The organism is Catenulispora pinisilvae, from assembly GCF_015356865.1.
Lineage (GTDB): Bacteria > Actinomycetota > Actinomycetes > Streptomycetales > Catenulisporaceae > Catenulispora > Catenulispora pinisilvae.
On record NZ_JAAFZA010000488.1, the window covers coordinates 1 to 1703 of the forward strand.

Genomic DNA, 1703 nt, shown 5'->3' on the forward strand with positions numbered 1-1703 from the left:
GGCCACCCCCACCCACCTAGCCGTCCGCGTAATCCCCTGCCTGGACGTCAACGCCGGCCGCGTGGTGAAGGGCGTCAACTTCGAGAACCTGCGAGACGCCGGCGACCCCGTCGAACTCGCGCGGGCCTACGACGCGGCGGGCGCCGACGAGCTGACCTTCCTGGACGTCACCGCGTCATCCGACGCCCGCGAGACCGTCTACGACGTGGTCAGCCGCACCGCGGACCAGGTCTTCATCCCGCTGACCGTCGGTGGCGGCGTCCGGACGGTGCAGGACGTGGACCGACTGCTGCGCGCGGGGGCGGACAAGGTCGGCGTCAACACGGCGGCGGTGACGCGCCCGGACCTGATCGCCGAGATCGCCGACCGCTTCGGCAACCAGGTGCTGGTGCTGTCGGTGGACGCGCGGCGGTGCCCGGAGGGCGTGAGCACCGAGTCCGGCTACGAGGTCACCACCCACGGCGGTCGGCGCTCCACCGGCATCGACGCGGTGCGGTGGGCGGCGCGTGCGGCAGAGCTCGGCGCGGGGGAGATCCTGCTGAACTCGATCGACGCCGACGGCATGAAGCAGGGCTTTGACCTGGAGATGCTGGCGGCGGTGCGAGCCGCGGTGACGGTGCCGCTGATCGCTTCGGGCGGCGCGGGCGCCACCGAGCACTTCGCCCCGGCGATCGGGGCCGGGGCGGACGCGGTGCTGGCGGCCTCGGTGTTCCACTTCGGGGATGTGACGATCGGCGAGGTCAAGGAGTCGCTGCGCGGGGCGGGGTATCCGGTGCGGTGAGGTCGCCTCATCGTGCCGAGGTCATTTCATATGGCTAAGGATGAAACGCCCCTTATAGATATGTATATCGCGCGCTACTGACACCCGGGAGCCGCGCCTCACTCGGCCGACAGCCTTCTCCGGATGAACGAGTTCGACCACCCAGCAGCCTTTCCAGGTGAACAAGCTTGATCACCTGCCAGCCCTTCCAAGCGAACAAGCTAGAACACCCGGCAGTCCTTCCAAGCGGTCAAGCTCGATCACCCGGCAGTCCTTCCAAGCGGTCAAGCTCGATCACTCGGCAGCCCTCGCCAGGCGAACAACCTCGATCACCCAGCAACCTTCTCCAGGTGAACAAGCTCGATCCCCGACTTCAGCATCTCCCGCCGACTCTCCTGATACCCCAGCCGCTCATAGAGCCGAATGTTCTCCACACTGAGATGCCCGGTGAACAGCGCGAACCGCTCGACACCAGCCGGTGCCCGCCGCTCCACCTCGGCCAGCAACCGCGTCCCGATCCCCAGCCCTTGCGCATCGGGGGCGACCGTCAACCGCCAGATGCGCCACACGGCCTCGTCCCGGCGTGCTCGGACGGCGCCGATGATGCGCCCGTCGCGGACGGCCTTCAGCGCGAACGACTGCGCCAGCTCCGCTTGAAGTTCCTGATGGCTCTGGATCAGGGCGGGGAACGACCAGTCGTCGTACAACTGCGCCTCGGTGACGTACGCGGCCCTTTGCAGGGTCAGAACCTCGCCGGAATCAGCGGGTTCTATCGAGGCAATTACGAGGTTGGCCATGCGCCGGAAGCATAGCGACAGCCGCCCGCCGCAAGCCCGCCCCGCGCATTGCACCGAAGCTGCTCGCGCGTACCCCGAGCCCGCCCGCGCATTCCACCGAAGCTGCTCGCGCGCACCCCGAGCCCAACCGCGCATCCCGCCAAAGC

General features: G+C 68.4%; 2 protein-coding genes. One reads left to right on the forward strand and one right to left on the reverse strand.

Annotated features, from left to right (window positions below; all coding sequences use genetic code 11):
- Positions 1-31 precede the first annotated feature (31 nt).
- The gene (gene hisF / locus IZR01_RS49075; protein ID WP_194927877.1) at positions 32-781 is read left to right on the forward strand and encodes an imidazole glycerol phosphate synthase subunit HisF; all 750 of its coding nucleotides are present in this window, start codon (positions 32-34) and stop codon (positions 779-781) included.
- A 308-nt stretch (positions 782-1089) separates the two neighbouring features.
- On the opposite strand, the gene IZR01_RS49080 is transcribed toward hisF, so the two are convergent.
- Positions 1090-1557: a GNAT family N-acetyltransferase gene (locus IZR01_RS49080; RefSeq protein ID WP_194927876.1), complete on the reverse strand. Its 468-nt coding sequence runs from the start codon at positions 1555-1557 to the stop codon at positions 1090-1092.
- Positions 1558-1703 lie beyond the last annotated feature (146 nt).